Source organism: Hymenobacter humi, from assembly GCF_042665855.1.
Taxonomy (GTDB): Bacteria; Bacteroidota; Bacteroidia; order Cytophagales; family Hymenobacteraceae; genus Hymenobacter; species Hymenobacter humi.
On the sequence record NZ_JBHTEK010000001.1, the window covers coordinates 76,077 to 93,983 of the forward strand.

The 17,907-nt window shown below is 59.2% G+C and carries 19 protein-coding genes, 1 tRNA gene and 3 pseudogenes; 15 read left to right on the forward strand and 8 right to left on the reverse strand.

The window, feature by feature from the left end:
- Nucleotides 1-211: 211 nt before the first annotated feature.
- Both ACFQT0_RS00460 and ACFQT0_RS00465 read left to right on the forward strand, forming a co-directional pair.
- Nucleotides 212-499, forward strand: a pseudogene (locus ACFQT0_RS00460) (M61 family metallopeptidase); the annotation flags it as partial.
- Nucleotides 500-707: 208 nt separating this feature from the next.
- Nucleotides 708-1,787 (forward strand): M61 family metallopeptidase, encoded by a 1,080-nt coding sequence (locus ACFQT0_RS00465; protein WP_380199461.1) that lies wholly within the window; start codon nucleotides 708-710, stop codon nucleotides 1,785-1,787.
- Nucleotides 1,788-1,857: 70 nt separating this feature from the next.
- Here the strand turns inward: ACFQT0_RS00465 and ACFQT0_RS00470 are convergent, their stop codons facing one another.
- From ACFQT0_RS00470 to ACFQT0_RS00480, 3 genes are all read right to left on the reverse strand, one after another.
- Complete coding sequence (locus ACFQT0_RS00470) at nucleotides 1,858-2,154, reverse strand: hypothetical protein (protein ID WP_380199463.1); 297 nt, start codon at nucleotides 2,152-2,154, stop codon at nucleotides 1,858-1,860.
- An 82-nt stretch (nucleotides 2,155-2,236) separates the two neighbouring features.
- Nucleotides 2,237-3,181: a PfkB family carbohydrate kinase gene (locus ACFQT0_RS00475; protein WP_380199465.1), complete on the reverse strand. Its 945-nt coding sequence runs from the start codon at nucleotides 3,179-3,181 to the stop codon at nucleotides 2,237-2,239.
- 148 nt (nucleotides 3,182-3,329) lie between these two features.
- Nucleotides 3,330-3,403, reverse strand: a tRNA-His gene (locus ACFQT0_RS00480).
- Between the two features lie 243 nt (nucleotides 3,404-3,646).
- On the opposite strand from ACFQT0_RS00480, the pseudogene ACFQT0_RS00485 reads away from it, so the two are divergent.
- Nucleotides 3,647-4,923, forward strand: a pseudogene (locus ACFQT0_RS00485) (DEAD/DEAH box helicase).
- Complete coding sequence (locus tag ACFQT0_RS00490) at nucleotides 4,920-5,057, forward strand: hypothetical protein (protein ID WP_380199467.1); 138 nt, start codon at nucleotides 4,920-4,922, stop codon at nucleotides 5,055-5,057. Before ACFQT0_RS00485 ends, ACFQT0_RS00490 begins: the two are co-directional and overlap by 4 nt.
- Nucleotides 5,058-5,197: 140 nt before the next feature.
- On the opposite strand, the gene ACFQT0_RS00495 is transcribed toward ACFQT0_RS00490, so the two are convergent.
- Nucleotides 5,198-5,560, reverse strand: a complete 363-nt coding sequence (locus ACFQT0_RS00495) for a hypothetical protein (RefSeq protein WP_380199469.1) — start codon at nucleotides 5,558-5,560, stop codon at nucleotides 5,198-5,200.
- Between the two features lie 333 nt (nucleotides 5,561-5,893).
- Entirely contained in the window at nucleotides 5,894-6,616 is a 723-nt protein-coding gene (gene upp, locus ACFQT0_RS00500) for a uracil phosphoribosyltransferase (RefSeq protein WP_380199471.1), read from the reverse strand.
- 299 nt (nucleotides 6,617-6,915) lie between these two features.
- Between upp and ACFQT0_RS00505 the strand changes: the two genes are divergently transcribed.
- The 9 genes and pseudogenes from ACFQT0_RS00505 (at nucleotide 6,916) to ACFQT0_RS00545 (ending at nucleotide 14,260) form a co-directional block, all read left to right on the forward strand.
- Nucleotides 6,916-8,220: a hypothetical protein gene (locus ACFQT0_RS00505; protein ID WP_380199473.1), complete on the forward strand. Its 1,305-nt coding sequence runs from the start codon at nucleotides 6,916-6,918 to the stop codon at nucleotides 8,218-8,220.
- A complete protein-coding gene (locus ACFQT0_RS00510; protein ID WP_380199475.1) occupies nucleotides 8,117-8,809 on the forward strand; it encodes a hypothetical protein in 693 nt (230 codons plus the stop codon). The genes ACFQT0_RS00505 and ACFQT0_RS00510 overlap by 104 nt, the downstream gene beginning before the upstream one ends.
- Before the next feature lie 58 nt (nucleotides 8,810-8,867).
- Nucleotides 8,868-9,164: a hypothetical protein gene (locus ACFQT0_RS00515; protein WP_380199477.1), complete on the forward strand. Its 297-nt coding sequence runs from the start codon at nucleotides 8,868-8,870 to the stop codon at nucleotides 9,162-9,164.
- Between the two features lie 21 nt (nucleotides 9,165-9,185).
- Nucleotides 9,186-10,734 (forward strand): annotated as a pseudogene (locus ACFQT0_RS00520) (ABC transporter ATP-binding protein); the annotation flags it as partial.
- Nucleotides 10,735-10,866: 132 nt separating this feature from the next.
- Nucleotides 10,867-11,028 (forward strand): hypothetical protein, encoded by a 162-nt coding sequence (locus tag ACFQT0_RS00525; RefSeq protein ID WP_380206143.1) that lies wholly within the window; start codon nucleotides 10,867-10,869, stop codon nucleotides 11,026-11,028.
- Nucleotides 11,029-11,066: 38 nt separating this feature from the next.
- Nucleotides 11,067-11,561: a hypothetical protein gene (locus tag ACFQT0_RS00530; protein WP_380199479.1), complete on the forward strand. Its 495-nt coding sequence runs from the start codon at nucleotides 11,067-11,069 to the stop codon at nucleotides 11,559-11,561.
- A 208-nt stretch (nucleotides 11,562-11,769) separates the two neighbouring features.
- On the forward strand, nucleotides 11,770-12,363 hold the full coding sequence (lpcA, locus tag ACFQT0_RS00535) for a D-sedoheptulose 7-phosphate isomerase (protein WP_380199481.1): 594 nt from the start codon (nucleotides 11,770-11,772) through the stop codon (nucleotides 12,361-12,363).
- Between the two features lie 217 nt (nucleotides 12,364-12,580).
- Nucleotides 12,581-14,116, forward strand: a complete 1,536-nt coding sequence (locus ACFQT0_RS00540; RefSeq protein WP_380199483.1) for a YifB family Mg chelatase-like AAA ATPase — start codon at nucleotides 12,581-12,583, stop codon at nucleotides 14,114-14,116.
- Nucleotides 14,117-14,122: 6 nt separating this feature from the next.
- Nucleotides 14,123-14,260, forward strand: coding sequence for a hypothetical protein (locus tag ACFQT0_RS00545; protein WP_380199485.1), 138 nt, complete (start codon nucleotides 14,123-14,125; stop codon nucleotides 14,258-14,260).
- Between the two features lie 39 nt (nucleotides 14,261-14,299).
- Here the strand turns inward: ACFQT0_RS00545 and ACFQT0_RS00550 are convergent, their stop codons facing one another.
- From ACFQT0_RS00550 to ACFQT0_RS00560, 3 genes are all read right to left on the reverse strand, one after another.
- Nucleotides 14,300-14,509, reverse strand: a complete 210-nt coding sequence (locus tag ACFQT0_RS00550; protein ID WP_380199487.1) for a hypothetical protein — start codon at nucleotides 14,507-14,509, stop codon at nucleotides 14,300-14,302.
- A gap of 66 nt (nucleotides 14,510-14,575) precedes the next feature.
- Nucleotides 14,576-15,034, reverse strand: a complete 459-nt coding sequence (locus ACFQT0_RS00555) for an acyloxyacyl hydrolase (protein WP_380199489.1) — start codon at nucleotides 15,032-15,034, stop codon at nucleotides 14,576-14,578.
- The gene (locus ACFQT0_RS00560; RefSeq protein WP_380199491.1) at nucleotides 14,953-15,390 is read right to left on the reverse strand and encodes a hypothetical protein; all 438 of its coding nucleotides are present in this window, start codon (nucleotides 15,388-15,390) and stop codon (nucleotides 14,953-14,955) included. Before ACFQT0_RS00560 ends, ACFQT0_RS00555 begins: the two co-directional genes overlap by 82 nt.
- 681 nt (nucleotides 15,391-16,071) lie before the next feature.
- Here ACFQT0_RS00560 and ACFQT0_RS00565 point away from each other — a divergent pair.
- The gene (locus ACFQT0_RS00565) at nucleotides 16,072-16,815 is read left to right on the forward strand and encodes a porin family protein (RefSeq protein ID WP_380199493.1); all 744 of its coding nucleotides are present in this window, start codon (nucleotides 16,072-16,074) and stop codon (nucleotides 16,813-16,815) included.
- Nucleotides 16,816-17,028: 213 nt separating this feature from the next.
- Nucleotides 17,029-17,619 carry a porin family protein gene (locus ACFQT0_RS00570; RefSeq protein WP_380199495.1) on the forward strand — a complete coding sequence of 197 codons (591 nt, stop codon included), beginning with the start codon at nucleotides 17,029-17,031 and terminating at the stop codon, nucleotides 17,617-17,619.
- Nucleotides 17,620-17,907: the final 288 nt, after the last annotated feature.

The window sequence follows — 17,907 nt, forward strand, 5'->3', positions numbered from 1 at the left end:
TTACCGGCAATAGGCGTGCTCGCAGTAGCTTTAGCCACTTTTACCCCCTTTCGGCGATGATTCACTACCGCGTTTCCTTCGAGAATCCCCTCACGTTTTACCTCCAAATTGAGCTGACGCTGGACGTACCCGCCGAGGCCACCGCTCCCCTGGAGCTGCAGCGCCCGCCTGGCGCCCGGGCCGGTACGAGCTCCAAAACTTTGCCCAGAAGATTCACCGGGTCGAGGTATTCGATGGCAGCGGCCAGCCCCTGCCCTTTCGCAAGCTCACCAAAGACCGCTGGGAAGTGGCTGATGTGGCGGGCCTCACCGTGCGGGTGCGCTACAACTTCTACGCCCACCAGATGGACGCCGGCGGCTCCTGGCTCGACCAGTCGCAGCTGTACCTGAACCCTGTGCAGGCCTTTATGTACGTGGAAGACCGCCAGCAGGAAGCCTGCGACCTGACCCTAGCCATTCCCGAAGGCTGGCAAATAGCCTGCGGCCTCCCCCAAACGGCCCCAAATGTCCTCACCGCGCAGGATTTCGACCAGCTGGCCGATTCGCCGCTCATTGCCAGCCCCACGCTGGTGCACCAGCAGTACGAGGCTGGCGGGCTGCCTTTCCACGTCTGGGTACAGGGCGACGCCGAGCTGAACTGGCCGAAGATACTGGCCGATTTCAAGGCCTTTTCGGGAGCGCAGGCTGCAGTTATTCGGCGGCTTTCCGGTGGCGGATTATCACTTCCTGAACCAGTTTCTGCCCTACAAGCACTACCACGGCGTGGAGCACAACAACTCCACGGTGATTACGCTGGGGCCGGCCGAGCTGATTATGAGCGAGGGCTTGTACAAGGAATTGCTGGGCATAAGCTGCCACGAGCTGTTTCATACCTGGAACATCAAGAGCATCCGGCCGGCCGAGATGCAGCCCTACGACTACAGCCGCGAGAACTACTTCCGCACCTGCTTCATTGCCGAAGGCATCACCACGTACTACGGCGAATACCTGCTGGCCCGCTGCCACGTGCACACGCCAGCCCAATATTTTGAGGAGCTGAACACGGTGCTGCGCAAGCACTACGACGACGCGGGCGGCGAAAACCTCTCGCTGGCCGATGCCTCCATGGACCTCTGGCTCGATGGCTACAAGTTGGGCGTGCCCGACCGCAAGGTGTCGGTTTACCACAAAGGCGCGCTGGCAGCACTCATTCTGGATTTGACGTTGCGGCAGCTTTCCGGCCACGCCCGCAGCCTCGACGACGTGATGCGGAGGCTGTACGATGAATTCGGCAAAACCGGCATTGGCTACACCGAGGCCGACTACATCCGCATTGTGAACGAAGTAGCCGGGCGCGACATGCGCACCTACTTCGACAAGTTTATCTACGGCACCGACCCGCTCACCGAGCCCCTGAACAAGGTGCTGCACACCGTGGGCTGCCAGCTGCTGGTAGCGGAAAACGCTTCGGCGTCGGAAGGCACCTTTGGCTTCCGCACGGTGGTGAAAAACGAGCGCACGGAAGTGACGGCCATCTGGCCCAACTCGCCCGCCGCCGCGGCCCTCACCGTGGACGACGAAATAGTAGCTGTGAACGGCCGCCGCGTCGACATGAACCTGCAGTCGCTCTTCAACAACGCGGCCCCGAGCTACGAAGTCACCGTGTTCCGCCAAAACCGGCTGCTGACGGTAAGCCTGGCGGCCATGCCCGGCATCAGCTTTGGGCAGAAGTACGCCGTCGACCAGCTGGAAACGGCCGACGCCGCCCAGCAGGAAGGCTTCCGCAACTGGTTGGGCTGGGAATTTTAGGCGAATTCTTTAGTCACAAAAAAGCCCCACCAACTGAATTGGCGGGGCTTTTTGCTGTTCAAAAACTTAGTTAATCGGCTTTGCGGCCGGGCCCTTTCTTGGCGTTGGTCGCATCAATCGACATGGGCGCGTTACCTTGCGGGTTGCTGCGGGGCTTGTTGGCCTGGGTGTGGCGCACTTCGTTGAAGTTGCCGCCGGGGGTGTTGCCCTTGGTTTCGTTGCCCTGCTCGGTAATGTGGTTCTGGTTGACGTTTTGGTTGGTCGACGAGTCCACTTTCGGAGTCTTCGTCTTCTTGTGCTGCTCGTTTTCGAAAGGCACTACCGAAGGCTTCTCCTCGTTCTGGATGGGATTTTTCTTATCAGTCATGGCGTGGAAGGCAAAAGGTGGAATGATATTCCTTTTACCCACACCGTCTCGAAAGAGTTGTGCTTTTGAGCTTGCCGCCAGCTTAAACCGCGGGCACGTTGGCCAGCGCGGCAGCCGGCACCACCCGTACCAGCTCCGCAAACAGAGCCTCGCGGGCTTCTACTTCCTCAGCGGTGAGGTTGAGCAGGCGCTCGGTGCCGAACTTCTCGACGCAGAATGAAGCCATGGCCGAGCCGTGAATCACGGCGCGCTTCATGTTTTCGAAGCTGATGTCGTCGGTAGCCGCCAGGTGGCCGATGAAGCCGCCCGCAAACGTGTCGCCGGCGCCGGTGGGGTCAAACACTTCCTCCAAGGGCAATGCCGGAGCGTAGAACACCTTGTTCTTGTGGAAGAGCAGCGCGCCGTGCTCCCCTTTCTTGATGATGAGAAACTTCGGGCCCATTCCCATTATTTTCTTGGCGGCCTTCACCAGCGAATACTCGCCGCTGAGCTGGCGGGCTTCTTCGTCGTTGATGCTGAGCACGTCTACCATTTCGATGGTGGCGATGAGGTCTTCCAGGGCAATGTCCATCCAGAAGTTCATGGTGTCCATCACAATCAGCTTGGGCCGATTGACGAGGCGCTGGATAACCAGGCGCTGCACCTGCGGGGCCAGGTTGCCGAGCATCAGGTACTTACAGTCCTGGTAGCTATCGGGAATGATGGGGTCGAAGTCGGCCAGCACGTTGAGCTCGGTCACGAGGGTTTCGCGCGAGTTGAGGTCGCGCGAGTACTTGCCCGACCAGAAAAACGACTTCTCGCCCTGCTTCACCTGCAGGCCTTCCACGTCGACGCCGTGCTCTTCGAGCAGCATGATGTCGGACTGCGGAAAGTCCTCGCCCACTACGGCCACCAATTTCACGGGCTTTAGCGAATAAGAAGCCGAAAGGCCAATAAACGTGGCGGCCCCGCCAATGATTTTGTCGGTTTTGCCGAAAGGCGTTTCGATGGCGTCGAATGCAACGCTGCCGATGACGAGTAGACTCATGAAATTGGTTATTAGGTTTTTATCGATTCAATCAGGTAAGATTATGGCGCCTGCTGGTTGGCTCAAGCCAATCACGGCACCGCAATCCACACTACAACGTTCGGCAATTAAAAAAAGTCCCCGGAAATCTCCGGGGACTTAATTAGTGGGTAAATAATGGGGCTCGAACCCACGACCTTCGGAATCACAATCCGACGCTCTAACCAGCTGAGCTATATCTACCGTGTTGGTTTTGGTGGTGCAAAGATAGAAAAGGAAGCGGGATTGGGCAAAAAAGTTCTGAGGGAGGTGTATTTGATGCTTCAACGGCATAGAAGCCGTCATGCTGAGCGAAGTCGAAGCATCTCGCGTGCAGCAGTAATCCATTGACTCAACGATGCGAGCGAGATGCTTCGACTTCGCTCAGCATGACGTTCTTTTTAAGCGTTTTCGAACCGTGCGCCTCAAAAACCCGACCTTTGCAGAATGGAACCCACTACCACCCCATCGTTCAACGATTTTAAACTCAACAAACAACTTCTTTCAGCAGTAGCCGAAGCGGGCTTTACGGAGCCTACGCCAGTGCAGCAACAGACCATTCCGTTGCTGCTGGCCGGACACGACGTGCTGGGCATTGCCCAAACCGGCACCGGCAAAACCGCCGCCTTTGGCCTGCCCCTGCTGATGAAGGCCAAATATGCCCAGGGCACCAACCCCCGGGCCCTGGTGCTGGCTCCCACGCGCGAGCCTGGCCATCCAGATTGAAACCCATTTGAAGGCGCTGGCCGTGAATACCGACCTGCGCATTTTCGCCATCTACGGCGGACTGGGTCCCAAAACCCAGATTGAAACCATTGCCCAAGGCGTCGATGTGCTCATCGCCACGCCGGGCCGCCTGATGGAAATCTACCTGAAGGGCGACCTGGTGCTGCGCGAGCTGAAAACTTTCGTGATGGACGAGGCCGACAAGATGATGGACATGGGCTTCATGCCCCAGATTCGGCGCATTCTGGAGATTATTCCGCGCAAGCGGCAGAACGTGCTGTTCTCGGCCACCATGCCGGAGCGCGTGACTTTGCTGAGCGAGGAGTTCCTGGAATTCCCAGTGCGCGTGGAAGTGAGCCCGCCCGCTAAAACCGCTTCTACGGTAACCCAGACGCTGTACCAGGCACCCAACCTGCTCACCAAAATCAATCTGCTCAACTTCCTGCTGCACCGCGACGCCGAAACCATGACGCGCGTGCTGCTCTTCACCCGCACCAAGGAACACGCCGACCAGGTAGCCCACTTTCTGGAGCGCAAGGCTCCCGCCGGTGAGGTGCGCGTGATTCATGGCAACAAGGGCCAGAACGCTCGCATGAACAGCATGGACGCCTTCCGGGCCGGGGAGGTGCGCTACATGGTGGCTACCGACGTGGCCGCCCGGGGCATCGACGTGCCGCAGGTGACGCACGTTATCAACTTCGACGTGCCGATTGTGCACGACGACTACGTGCACCGCATCGGACGCACCGGCCGGGCCCAGCACATCGGCGCCGCCATCACCTTTGCCAACGAGGCCGAAATGGTGCACATTGGCGAGATTGAGACGCTTATCAACCAGAAGATTGAGGTACTGCAGGCCCGAAGAAGTCACCATCGAGGAGACCCCGTTTGAGGAGCAGCAGAAAATGGGCCGCGAGCTCGACGAGCGCCGCAAGAAGCTGGACCCCACGTTTCAGGGTGCTTTCCACGAGAAAAAGAGTGGATTAAACCCGGCGTGACCATTGACAAGCGTACGGGCAAACCATTTAAGGAAGGCCAGAAAAAGAGCACCAAAGGCTCTAAGGCCAACGTGGGCAAGAAAGGCGGCTCGGCGCCAGGCGTGAAAGCCATCAAGGCGCGGAAGCGGCGGTAGAGCTTGGTTGCCAGTTAGGCCCTTCTCCCCTTTCAGCTCAATTTTATAAATCGAAAGCCCCGGTGGGGCGGCACTTGCTTATGCAGGTGTCGCCCCACCGGGGCTTTTTGATAGGTCTGAAAAAGTAGCTGATGGAGTCTTTAGTGACCGAACAAATGCCCGAAGTGTACGCTGGCAAACGTGAAGACGCCGCCCCAGAATATTGCACTCCATAGCATATGAAGCAGGATGCGCGGCCGGGGCACGCCGAGCAGCGTGGCGATGACGGTGCCGCCGATAGGCGTGAACAGAAGCGGCGTCAGGAAGGCGATGCCGCCCATGCCGAACTTGCGGAACACCTTGATAATGTTGCGCGAGCGTTTCGTGAAGATGGGTTCGCGGCGCAGGCGTCGCTGCTTCTGGCGGTGCTGCATCCAGACGCGGCCAATGCCCGAAAAGATGAACACACTCGTCATCATGCCTGCCACGGTGAGCCCCATGGTGGGCCAAAAGTGCAGTCCCATGGAAGTCCCGGCCAAGGGGCCGCCTAAAAACTTGACCGTGCTCAGCAGAAACACGGACGCGCATTTAACGGCGGGATGGAGCAAAACAAAAGGGAAAAGCAGGCGTGAGAACTAGGCAACAACGCGGGGTAGGCGCGTTTGCAAAGATACCAACTTTAAACAGCGGGGGTTCCTTAAACGCTGCGCACACTCCGTTTATTGTAACTCAGCGTGCTGCTCAAACCGGAGCGCGCGGCAAGGACCCAGCCGGCATGTTGAGCTGAAATACGATGTTGAGCCAAGCCGAGAAGGCTGGATTTAACGCACTGATTTACTGTTCGAACGGAGCCGACACTACAGCTTGCTGCCGTAGGACAAGTCGCCGGCATCGCCCAGGCCGGGCACGATGTAGGCTTGGTCGTTCAGCCGCTCGTCGATGGCGGCCACCCACAGGTTGGCTTCGGGAATTTCGCGGGCCACGTATGCTAGGCCCTCGGGCGAGGCAATGACGGCGGCGATGTGCACCTGCCGCGGCATACCGAAGCGCAGCATGGCCCGGTAGGTTTGCACCAGGCTTTTGCCGGTGGCCAGCATGGGGTCGGCCAAAATCAACACCCGCTCATCGAGGCTGGGGGCCGAGAGGTAATCGACCTGCACCTGCACCTGGGCCGTACCCTCGATGCGGTAGGCGGCCACGAAAGCGCTGGGCGACTGGTCGAAATAGTTGAGGAAGCCCTGGTGAAAAGGCAGGCCGGCGCGCAGCACCGTGGCCAGAATGGGGAAGTCGTGCAGCAGCTTGCCCGTGGTTTCAGCCAGCGGCGTTTGGATGAGCTTATCGGTGTAGCTGAGGTGCGTGCTGATGCGGTAGGCAATGATTTCGCCCAGGCGCTGCAGGTTGCGGCGGAAGCGGAGGCTGTCCTTTTGCACCTCTTTGTCGCGCAGCTCGGCTAGGAAATGGTTGGCGATGCTGGGCTCAGCGCACACCACGTGCACGTGGGCCAGGGCCTCGCTCATGTCGGAAGAAGCACTGGGAACGGCAGCGTTGGACGAAGCGGTAGGAAGGGGAGTTTTGGCCATGCTGCAAGGGAAAAGGAAGTGGAGCCAAGCGTAATAACCTGGCCGGAGCCCCGAAGTTGGCACAAAAACCGGGGGCAGGCAAGAAGGCTGCGGCGGATTAGTCTTCGAGGCCTACCGCCTGGCCGCCAGCCCAACGCCGCTTGGACCAGGCGCGGGAGAGGTTCAGCTTACCCGTGCCAACGGCTTGCTGCGTAGGTTTGTTAAGAAATTGCTGCCCTTGGTTTTTCCCGGCCCCGCGGTTTCGTTTTTTATGAGAACTATCTGTTTTTATGCATAAAGCTCTGCTCCTGTCTTCCGCTATGGGTCTGGTGGCGGCCCCGTTGGCTGCCCAAACAGTGCCGGCCACGCCCCCAACCCCGGTAGACACCACCACGCGCCCCGCTCCCGCTACGCCCACCCAACCCGCCAAGGACGCCAATTCGCCTTGGATAGTGTTTGACCAGCCCGTGGCCGACAAGCCTGCAGCAGTACCCGCCAAGACCACGCAGGGCGCCAACTACGTGCCGCTGGACCCGGACACCTACCGGCTGCTCGACCGGTACGCCATCAAATTCGGAGCTGACTCCCTAAGTGACCCGCACACCAGCGTGCGGCCCTACACCCGCGCCGCAGCCGCCCGTTTAGGTGCTCGGATACTTTCGCCGGACAGTGCGTCGCGTTCCGGCGGCACGCTGTCGCGCGCCGACCGCTTCAATGCCCAGTACTTGTTGAAAGACAATTGGGCTAACAGCTCCCGAGGCGCGGAAATCAATGAAAGCCAGAAGCCTTTTCTCACGAATTTCTACCGCAATCAAACCGACCTCTACCACGTCCAGAACGAGGACTTTACGCTGCGCGTAAACCCTGTGCTGCTGCTGCAGGCCGGCAAGGACACCGAGAGCGACGGCCTGCGCTACGTGAACACCCGGGGCGTGCAATTGGAAGGCACCATCGACCAAAAGCTCGGCTTCTACACGTTTCTGGCCGACAACCAGCAGGCCGTGCCGCAGTACGTGCAGACCCGGATTCTGCGCGACGACATTGTGCCCCACGAAGGATTCAAGAAGAATTTCAAGGACAAGCCCGACCAATACGATTTCTTCACGGCCCGCGGCGGTATCACCTACGCCGCCACGAAGCACATCAACCTGCAGCTGGCCCACGACCGCAACTTCATCGGCAACGGCTACCGCTCGCTCATTCTCTCGGACTACAGCGCGCCGTATTTCTTTTTGAAGGTGAATACCCGCGTCTGGAAGTTCAACTACCAGAACCTGTTTGCCGAGCTCACGGCCGAGCGCAAAAACCAGGACCAGGTGTACCCTAAGAAGTACCTGGCCATGCACCACCTCAGCTTCGACGTGACGCCCACGCTCAACATTGGCGTGTTTGAAAGCACGGTACTGGGCGGACGCAACGCCGAGCCCGACAGCGTGACAGCCGGCGGCAAAATTGTGCCCGGGCGAGTGGGCCGCGGCTTCGAGCCTGCAGTACCTGAACCCCATCATCTTCTACCGGGCCGTGGAACAGAACGCGGGCTCGGCCGACAACGCCATCCTGGGCCTGGACTTCAAATGGAACATCCTGCACACAGCCCAACTTTACGGGCAGTTCGTGCTAGATGAGTTCAAAATAAGCGAGGTACGCGCCGGCAACGGCTGGTGGGCCAACAAACAGGCTGTTCAGCTGGGTGCCAAGTACATCGACGTAGCAGGCCTGCGCAACCTCGACCTGCAGGTGGAGTTCAACTACATCCGCCCCTACACCTACCAGCACGCGGACAGCTACACCAACTACCAGCACTACCAGCAGCCCCTGGCCCACCCCATGGGTGCCAACATTGCCGAGATTCTGGGCGTGCTCAGCTACCAGCCGCTGCCCCGCCTCATGCTGGTGGGCAAGGCCTTCTACTCGCACCAGGGCCTCGATGTGAACGATGCGGATGTTAACCTCCAGAACTACGGCGGCAACGTGCTCAAGTCGTACAACACCCGCGCGAAAGAGTACGACAACCGCGTGGCCCAGGGCAACAAAAGCCGCCTGCTGCACGCCGACTTCACGGCCACCTACCAGCCGCGCCTGAACCTGTTTGTGGACGCCAAGCTCATTGCCCGCCACCAAACCTACGTGCGCACCCCGGCTCTGGATGGCAACGAGGTGTATGCCTCCCTGGCCCTGCGCTGGAACATTGCGCAGCGCCTCCACGAGTTTTAAGTCATGTCCGGTACCACGCTCCTTTACCGCCCCGTTAATCAGCACGAGCTTGACCTGATTGCCGAGCCTGGGCTGGAAAGCCTTTCCGCCGCGTCTGCCCGAGCAGCCGATATTTTATCCGGTACTGAACGAGGAGTATGCCACTCAAATCAGCCGCGACTGGAACGTCCCTTATTATGGGATAGGCTACGTGGTTCGATTTGACGTGAACACTGAGTATCTAAGGCAGTTCCCGGTTCAAAACGTTGGCGACCAAAAGCACGACGAGCTATGGGTACCCGCCGAAGAATTGTCCACCTTCAATCAACACATTGAAGGCCTGATTGAAGTAATAGCTGAGTTTCGGCGTTCTTAACCTTGCTGTAAGCGCCTCTCGATGAAGACCTACCTTAGAATTCTGCAGTACGCTCGGCCTTTTGCCAGCTTTCTGCCGCTGTACCTGCTTTACACGCTGCTGACGATTTTCTTCAGCATCGGCAATTTCACGCTCATCATTCCGCTACTGGACGTGCTTTTTGACACGACCAAGGCCACTGTGGCTGAAGCCCCGGCGGTGCTGCCCAAGTTTGCGCTCAGCATAGAGTACGTCACGGGCTCGTTCAAATTCTTCTTCGGCCAGATTATCGCCGAGCACGGCCGCATTGGGGCGCTCACGTTTGTGTGCGCGATAGTGGTAGCATCGGTGTTTTTCAGCAACCTGTTCCGCTACCTGAGCTTGCGGCTCATTGCCCGGGTGCGGGCCCGCGTGATTCGCGGGCTGCGGCTCAATTTGTACCAGCGCATCCTGCAGCTGCCGCTCAGCTTCTTCAGCGGTGAGCGCAAGGGCGATTTGATGTCGCGCTTTACCAGCGACGTGCAGGAAGTGGAAACCTCGGTAGTGAATACGCTGACCGGCGTCATCCGCGACCCGCTCACCATTGTGTTCTACTTCGTGGTGCTGTTCACCATGTCGGCCAAGCTGACCTTGTTTTCGCTGATTCTGCTGCCGATTTCGGGCGGCATCATCGCCCTGGTATCCAAGCGGCTGCGCCAGCAGGCCAAGCAAAGCCAGAAAACCTTGGGCACGATGCTGTCGGTGATTGACGAAACGCTGGGCGGCGTGCGCGTCATCAAGGCGTTTAATGCCCAGCAGTACATTCTGGGCAAGTTCATGGACCAGAACGACCAGTACGCGCGCACCTCCCGCAACATCGACAACACCCGGGATTTGGCCTCGCCCTTCTCCGAGTTTGCGGGCGTAACGGTGGTGGCGGGCTTACTGTACTTCGGCGGGGCGTTGGTACTGGGCGGGCAGTCGGACCTGACGGCAGCCAAGTTCATTGGCTACATCATCCTGTTTTCGCAGGTCCTGACCCCGGCCAAGTCCTTGTCTTCGTCGTTTGGCAATATTCAGCGGGGCCTGGTGGCCGGCGAGCGGGTGCTCTCAATTATCGACACGGTGCCGGCCATTCGGGACCGGCCCAATGCGGAGGTACTGCCCCCATTCAAGCACGAAATTGAGTTCCAAGACCTGCAGTTCAGCTACGGCGACTCGCAGGTGCTGTACGATGTGAACTTAAAAATCCGCAAGGGCAGCACCGTGGCGCTGGTGGGCTCCAGTGGCGGCGGCAAAAGCACGCTGGCCGACCTGCTGCCGCGCTTCTACGACCCCAGCGCGGGCCGGATTATGATTGACGGCCACGACCTGCGCGGCTGCACGCTGCATTCGGTGCGCGACCAGATGGGCATCGTCACGCAGGAGAGCATTCTGTTCAACGACACCATTTTCAATAACATCCGCTTCAACACCCAGGCCACCGAGGCCGAGGTTATTCAAGCTGCCAAAATTGCCAATGCCCACGACTTCATCCTGGCCAGCCCCGAAGGCTACCAGACGGTAATTGGTGACCGGGGCTCGCGCCTTTCGGGGGCAGCGGCAGCGGCTGAGCATTGCGCGCGCCATTCTGCGCAACCCGCCCATCCTGATTCTGGACGAGGCCACCTCGGCCCTCGACACCGAAAGCGAAAAACTCGTACAAGAGGCATTGCAGCGCCTGATGCAGAACCGCACCTCGCTCGTGATTGCCCACCGCCTGAGCACCGTGCAGCACGCCGATGAAATCGTGGTGCTGCAGCACGGCCGCATTGTGGAGCGCGGCACCCACGACGACCTGGTGCGGCGCAAAGGCGGCGTATACCAGCGCCTGAGCTCCATGCAGACCAACGCGGCTCTGGTATAAGAAACCCTATCTTTCGCCCCTAACCAACCTTTTTCGCCATGCTTGCCCTCAAACGCATTGTCACCGTCGCCGTAATGGTTTACCTGTTGCTGGCGCTGTTGTTCATCCTCGCTCCCGCGGTGCGCACCTCCGTGATGGGCATGGGCACCGGCCTTTCGGCCCTGGAGCAGGAGCGGCAGTTCTACTACACCATGTTTGTAATTGGCGCTATTATCCTGGCCATTCATTTGATTACCGAAAACATGGACAGTGTAATGCTGCGCCGTTCGGTGAGCCAGCAGGAAATGAAAGTTAACGAGCTAAAAGCCAAGCTTTACGACCTGCAGCAGCGGACCACTGCCCCGGCACCTATAACCCAGACCAGCCGCACCGTTGATGGCCGCGTCGCTGGCGTTCCGGTGACGGAAACCCGCCCAGCCGGCACCGTTAGCTCAACTGAAACGCTGACGCCTGACCACCTGCCCCGGCCCACGTTTCCACAAAACGACCCCAGCCTGCCCAACACGCCTCCCGCTGAGCGGCCGCTGCTGTAGTTTTCTTTCAATCGCATCTGCCTTTTTTATGTCTGTCATGCTGAGCTAGCGAAGCATCTTCTCACGGCTCAACGATTCGTTCTGCGGTGATAAGATGCTTCGCTCCGCTCAGCATGACAGTTAAGTAGTGGGGCGACAGTGCGAACAAACGCGCACAAACACAACGACCGGTCTGATACCGAGTATTCTATCCCGAGTTATTTCTCAAGTGCAAGACGCTACCCTGCTCCCCGACCTTATCCGCGCTGAGCTGACCGAAGCCCACACGGTGCTCGACCGCTTTCTGACCAACCCGGCCAATTTGACTCGCATTGCCGAGGCTGCAGAGCTGTTTTCCCAGAGCCTGCGCAACGGCGGCAAAATTCTGACTTGCGGCAACGGCGGCAGCCTCTGCGACGCCCAGCACTTCGCCGAAGAGCTCAGCGGCCGCTACCGCCAGGACCGCCGCGCCCTGGCCGCCATCGCCCTCACCGACGCCTCGCACATGACCTGCGTGGCCAACGACTACGGCTTCGAGTTCGTCTTCAGCCGCTTTGTGGAGGCCCTGGGCCGGCCTGGCGATGTGCTCCTGGCCATCAGCACCAGCGGCAACTCGCCCAACGTATTGCGCGCGGCCGAAGCGGCCAAAGCAGCCGGGATGCTGGTAGTGTCGCTCACCGGCAAAGACGGCGGGCAGTTGGCGGGCCTCAGCGATGTCGAGATTCGCGTGCCGCACTTCGGCTTTGCGGATAGAATCCAGGAGATTCACATCAAGGTGATTCACATTCTGATACTGCTGATTGAAAAGCTGGTGATTGGCTAAGCGACAAACGTCATACTCCACGAACGTCATGCTGAGCCTGTCGAAGCATCTTTACCGCGCAACTAATTCAATTTAGTATTGAGGTAAAGATGCTTCGACAGGCTCAGCATGACGTTCTTTTTTCATAGTAGATTAGGCGTGAAGACATAGAGAAAAAGCGTTCTAGCTTTGCGGTAGTCTTTCCGCTTCTCCTGGCAACCCTAACTCTACCAAACACATGCTCACCAAAACATTCGGCTCGGCTGTGCAGGGCGTCAATGCCTATACCATCACCATTGAGGTAGTGGTGACGGCCGGGACGTTGTTTTACGTGGTAGGGCTGCCGGATAATGCCATCAAGGAAAGCCAGCAGCGCATTGAGGCGGCCTTGAAGCTGCGCGGCTACCGCATGCCGCGTACCAAAGTGGTGGTGAACATGGCGCCGGCCGACATTCGCAAGGAAGGCGCTGCTTATGATTTACCCATTGCGCTGGGCATTCTGCACGCCTCGCAACAGCTCAATACCGAGCGGCTGTCGGAATACGTCATCATGGGCGAGATGTCGCTCGATGGCAACCTGCGGCCCATTCGCGGCGTGCTACCCATTGCCATTCAGGCACGCAAAGAAGGCTTCAAGGGCATCATCCTGCCCAAGGAAAACGCCGAGGAAGCGGCCATCGTCAACAACCTCGACGTGATTCCGGTGGGCAGCATGCAGGAGGCCATCGACTTCTTCGAGGGCCGGCAGGAAATCACCCCGCTGAAGGTGGACACCCGCGACCTGTTTCAGCACTCGGTGAACAAGTACACTGCCGATTTTGCCGACGTGCAGGGCCAGGAGAACATCAAGCGGGCGCTGGAAATAGCCGCGGCCGGCGGCCATAATGTGATTATGATTGGGCCACCCGGCGCGGGCAAGACCATGCTAGCCAAGCGTCTGCCCAGCATCTTGCCGCCCCTGAGCATGCAGGAGGCGCTGGAAACCACCAAAATTCACTCGGTAGCGGGCAAGCTGGCCGGCGGCGGACTGCTGAGCTCGCGGCCCTTCCGCGCGCCGCACCACACCATTTCGGACGTAGCGCTGGTGGGCGGAGGCGGCAACCCGCAGCCAGGCGAAATCTCGCTTTCGCACAACGGCGTGCTGTTTCTGGACGAGCTGCCGGAGTTTAAGCGCACGGTGCTCGAGGTGATGCGCCAGCCGCTGGAAGAGCGCCGCGTCACGATTTCGCGGGCCAAAGTGAGCATTGAATTCCCGGCCAACTTCATGCTCATCGCCAGCATGAATCCCTGTCCGTGTGGGTATTACAACCACCCCGAGAAGGAATGCGTTTGCGGCCCAGGCGTGGTGCAGAAGTACCTGAACAAGGTATCCGGCCCGCTGCTCGACCGCATCGACCTGCACGTGGAGGTCACGCCCGTGACTTTCGACCAGATGACGGCGACGCGCAAGGCCGAGACCAGCGCCGACATTCAGCCCCGCGTAGACCAGGCCCGCCAGGTGCAGGAAACCCGCTTTAAAGAATTTGCCGACATTCACTCCAACGCCATGATGCCGCCGCAAATGGTGAAGGACATTTGCCAAATCAGCGAGGAGGGCCGCACGCTCCTGAAAACGGCCATGGAGCGCCTGGGCCTCTCGGCTCGTGCCTACGACCGCATTCTGAAAGTGGCCCGTACCATTGCCGACCTGGCCGGAACCGAGGAAATCCAGATTCAGCACCTGGCCGAAGCCATCCAGTACCGCAGCCTCGACCGCGAAGGCTGGGCTGGCTAAATCTCCATGTACAAGGCGCTAGTCAAACCTGCTCTTCTTCAACCTCGACGCCGAGCGCTGGAGCAGTTCTACACCGGGTTCATTTACGAGGGGCCGGCGCTGGTGAACCAGATAAACAAAGCACTGGTCAAGGCTCAGGGCTAGCTCAACAATGCTGCCCGGATGCCGCTGCCGGAGCCATAGCTACAGCTTAGCGCCCAGCTTAAATTCAATGACATCGGCGGCACCGCGGTGAATCTTCAGGTCCACGGCGCCGAATACCACGTCGTTGAAGTGGTATTTCAGGCCCAGGCGCTCGTAGTAGAACGTGCTCGATTTGTAGGGCGCGTACACGTACAGGCCCAAGTGCGACACAAACGCCAGCTGGCCGAACAGCAGGCTCGTGGCCCACAAAAACGCCCGCCTTGGCTACGTCGGGCTGCCTGAGGCCGGCGCGGGTGGTGTCTTCCAGAGTGGCTTTCAGCGACCGGTCGTAGAAGCCTTCCACGCCCGCCAGCAGGTTGGATTTGCGGTTGACGCGCCGGCCCACGGCGGCGGTGGCCGAGTGCACGAGGTATTTTTCGGGTCGCTTCCGTTGCGCTGCTTGTAGCCCAGGCTGCTGCTCAGGTTGAAGAAGTAGCCGCCGACCTCGGCCGGGTCGGGCGCGTTGGCGTTGGTGCGGGGTGCGGCGCGCTGCTCGTGGTAGTTGAGCCCCAGCACCACCGAGGGCAGGTTTACGCCAAAGTTGGGCTTGGTGGTGGCGCCGTTGGAATAGTGGTTGAGGCCCAGGCCGGCGAGCAGGCCCAGGTGCGGCGTGAGGGCATAGTCGTACTCAAACCGCAGCTGCAGGGTAGCGTTCAGAAACGAGCTGGCGATGTTGTTTTTGCGGTTGGTGTCGCGGTTGTACGGGTTGGTGAGGTACGCCAGGCCCGCGCCCAAGCGGAAGCTGAAATCGTGGTTGGGACCGCGCGAAAACGACTTATTGAGGTAGGGACTGGCCGCGACCAGGTGGCCCAGCCGGGGTTGTGAAAATCGCAGTAAGTCAGGGCCAAGCCCACTTTGGGGTACTGGTACCAGCCGTGCCAGGGCGCGGCGCCGGTGGTTTGCCGCTGCAGGTTGATTTCGAAGCCCGTGGGGTGCGAGGCCACCAATTGCCGGATGGCGTAGGTGTGCGCCACCAAGATGCTGCCCTGCGCGTAGGCCCCCAGCATCAGCGGCGAGCGTGTTGCGGCCGGCAACGCGGCCGAACCAACCTGCGCCGCCGCCGGCACCGCCATCAGCCAGAGCAAGGCCACCCAGAAGCGGCCCCTGAGCAGCCGCAGCAGTACGAAAGGCCCCATAATCAAAGCTAGAGAGTAGCGTCAAATTTACAGCTCAACAGTTGCATTAACAGCTTGTTATGTCGTAAATTATTTTGTATTTTTAAGTAATATGAAGATTCAAAAACCTCTATGAGCCAACGGCCTACGGGCTGAGTCGCAGCAACGAATTTATGGTTTTGAATTTATGGTCCCACCCGTTTTCCTCGTCTTGTCCATCCCGAGATAGCTCCCTACTGACTCCCTCCCATGGTTTGGGCCCGGCGCGCCGGCAACCAAGCCTTCTGCACAGGCAGGACCACACCGCCGGGCCTGTAGACGCGTGACGGCTTCATGCCCGCAAAGCACCACTGAAACGACCGGCCTTCAGGGCTGAAGACGACCAGAACAGCAAATGGCTTATGACAAAAATGGGGGCATTTTAAAAGAAGCCAGACGTGAGAACCAGTAATTGCGAACCCCCTGACTCTTGCCCCTTTACCCGCGCTACGGACGGCGGACGCTGCGCATGGCTGCCAGCCAGCGGAATGAGGAGTTGCAGCTCAACCGCAACCCTGCCCCAGCTTATGGGGTAAGAGGGCCGAATTCGCCGGAAGAAACGGCAGATTTACTCATACATCTATTCTCTTCACTAAACCTTACTAATCACTATCGGCCATGAAAAAACTCGCATTACTAGGATTGTCCCTGCTCGGCCTTTCGGCTGCCCATGCTCAGGACAGCGGCGGAATTCGCCTCGGCGTAAAAATAGGCGCCACGTATTCCAGCATTTCGGGCGACCAGGTATCCCAAATCACCGGGCCTAATTTCAACACCGACCTGGGTTCCTACAAATTGGGCTACAACGCCGGCATCGGCACGAGCTTTCCGATAAGCAGCGACGGCTTCTTCTCGTTTGCGCCCGAACTGCTGTACAACCGCAAAGGCTACGAGATAAAGTCGACGCAGAAGAGCGGCCTGCCCGCGGGCGTGTCCAGCGTCGAGAGCGAGCAGCAGCGCGTGCTGCACTACATCGATGTGCCCCTGCTGGCCCGCATCAACGCCGACGGCCTGTTCTTTGAGCTCGGCCCGCAGGTGAGCTACCTCTTCGGCTCGAAGAACAAGCAGCAGACCACGACCAAGTTCAGCAACGGCGACAAGGACAAGGTGCAGGACGACAGCAGCTTCCTGGACTACACCGGCGTGTCGCGCGGCGATGCCGATAAGTCGGACTTGGCTCAATTCGACATCTCGGGCGTGGCCGGCGTTGGCTACATGACCGACGGTGGCCTGAGCCTGGGCCTGCGCTACGCCCGCGGCTTTAACTCGCTGATTGACTCCAAAAACACCAACAACGAGCCCAAGGCCTTCAACAACGCCTTTACGCTGCAGTTGGGCTACTTGCTGCCCTTCGGGCAATAAGAATTTAGCTCAGGATTGAAACGCTGGCTGCCTCCGGGCGGCCAGCGTTTTTTGTGGGCCAGGCGCGGCCTTGCACTTTCAGGCCGGATGAGTAGTAGCCCATTGGGCTGAAATGGCCGACGTAACGAATGAAAAAGCCTCGGGGATGCTGCGAAAGATTTAGTTATAGATTTGCAGCGAACCCCATTCTCTTCACCTTTTTTCTTCACCCAAATGAAAAAGATTGTTCTATCCCTGGCGGTGTTGGTTGGCGCGGCTACCGCGGCCCAAGCCCAGAACGTCACGTTCGGCATCAAAGCCGGCGTGAACCTGTCCAACGTGTCGGGCGACAACACCGACAATTTCAAGAGCCTTGTGGGCGCCAACGCCGGCGTCGCGGCCAACTTCGGCTTTTCGGACCTGCTTTCGTTTCAGCCCGAGCTGCTGTACTCGATGAAAGGCGCCAAGCTCGAGGAAGGCGGCGACAAGGTTGAAAGCCGGCTCAACTACCTCGACGTGCCCCTGCTGCTGAAGCTCAACGCCGACGGCCCCTTCTTCGAGGCGGGCCCGCAGGTAGGCTTCCTGGTGTCGCAAAAGACGACCTACGACATTGGCGGCGTAACCAACTCCAGCACCAGCACCGATGGCACCCGCAAGGTGGACCTGGGCTACGTGCTGGGCGTGGGCTACCAGGCGGCCAGCGGCCCCAGCCTGGGCCTGCGCTACAACGGCGGCATCAGCGACCTGAGCGACCCGTCGACGACCGAGAAAAACCGCAATTCGGTATTCCAAGTCCAGTTGGGCTACATGTTTGGCGGTAAGTAATTTGGCTTGCGCTTCGCGCTTGTAAGTAAGCCCGGCTTCTCCCCAGAGCCGGGCTTTTTCGTTGGGTTAAAACGATTTTTGTCAGGCCGAAAAAACCGCCGCTGTAGCTTTACAGCCGCATTTAACCCGCCGAAATATGAAAAAAGCCCTCCTTTCTCTTCTACTACTTGCCGGCCTGCACGGCGCCGCGCACGCGCAAAGCGGCAACCTTTCCCTGGGCCTGAAAGCCGGCGGCACGCTATCGACTTTCTCCGGAGCAGATGCGACGTCGATGAAAAATCTTTTCGG

Bases quoted from the DNA above. Each gene is read 5' to 3' on its own strand.
- ACFQT0_RS00545 (WP_380199485.1), top strand. From the start codon at position 14,123: ATGTACAAGGCGCTAGTCAAACCTGCTCTTCTTCAACCTCGACGCCGA.
- ACFQT0_RS00565 (WP_380199493.1), top strand. From the start codon at position 16,072: ATGAAAAAACTCGCATTACTAGGATTGTCCCTGCTCGGCCTTTCGGCT.
- ACFQT0_RS00470 (WP_380199463.1), bottom strand. From the start codon at position 2,154: ATGACTGATAAGAAAAATCCCATCCAGAACGAGGAGAAGCCTTCGGTA.
- ACFQT0_RS00475 (WP_380199465.1), bottom strand. From the start codon at position 3,181: ATGAGTCTACTCGTCATCGGCAGCGTTGCATTCGACGCCATCGAAACG.
- ACFQT0_RS00540 (WP_380199483.1), top strand. From the start codon at position 12,581: ATGCTCACCAAAACATTCGGCTCGGCTGTGCAGGGCGTCAATGCCTAT.
- ACFQT0_RS00505 (WP_380199473.1), top strand. From the start codon at position 6,916: ATGGGTCTGGTGGCGGCCCCGTTGGCTGCCCAAACAGTGCCGGCCACG.
- upp (WP_380199471.1), bottom strand. From the start codon at position 6,616: ATGGCCAAAACTCCCCTTCCTACCGCTTCGTCCAACGCTGCCGTTCCC.
- ACFQT0_RS00570 (WP_380199495.1), top strand. From the start codon at position 17,029: ATGAAAAAGATTGTTCTATCCCTGGCGGTGTTGGTTGGCGCGGCTACC.
- ACFQT0_RS00530 (WP_380199479.1), top strand. From the start codon at position 11,067: ATGCTTGCCCTCAAACGCATTGTCACCGTCGCCGTAATGGTTTACCTG.
- ACFQT0_RS00495 (WP_380199469.1), bottom strand. From the start codon at position 5,560: ATGGGACTGCACTTTTGGCCCACCATGGGGCTCACCGTGGCAGGCATG.